This is a genomic window from Psychrobacter sp. 16-MNA-CIBAN-0192 (assembly GCF_040309565.1).
Taxonomy (GTDB): Bacteria; Pseudomonadota; Gammaproteobacteria; order Pseudomonadales; family Moraxellaceae; genus Psychrobacter.
The window spans coordinates 1-259 of sequence record NZ_JBEOOX010000419.1 but is presented as its reverse complement, the minus strand read 5'-3'; the positions used below and the strand labels follow the sequence as shown (position 1 = coordinate 259).

Annotated in this window: 1 protein-coding gene; it reads right to left on the bottom strand. The window is 64.1% G+C overall.

Going from position 1 to position 259, the window contains the following annotated elements; genetic code table 11:
* On the bottom strand, positions 1–259 hold a 259-nt coding region (locus AAEY78_RS13815), incomplete at both ends, for a TonB-dependent receptor domain-containing protein (protein ID WP_352339930.1).

Here is a 259-nt window from a genome sequence, read left to right as displayed (position 1 = left end):
CGCCGAGACCGAGCTGATCAAATTGTCGGTCCAGATCCAGGTTCACCGTGCGCCGTGCGCGACGTGCCAGGGTGTGGCCGCTGTCACGGTCACGCGGGTCGATAAGCGACAGGCCCAGGTTGCCCTGCCAGCCAAACAGTTCCTGCTTGAGCGCCGCTTCAAAGCCGTTGATCCGCGCCGCCGCCACGTTTTGCGGCTTGCCAGCGTCAAGGATGATCGCGTCGCTCAGATCAGTGCGATACAGCGAGGCTTCCAGGCG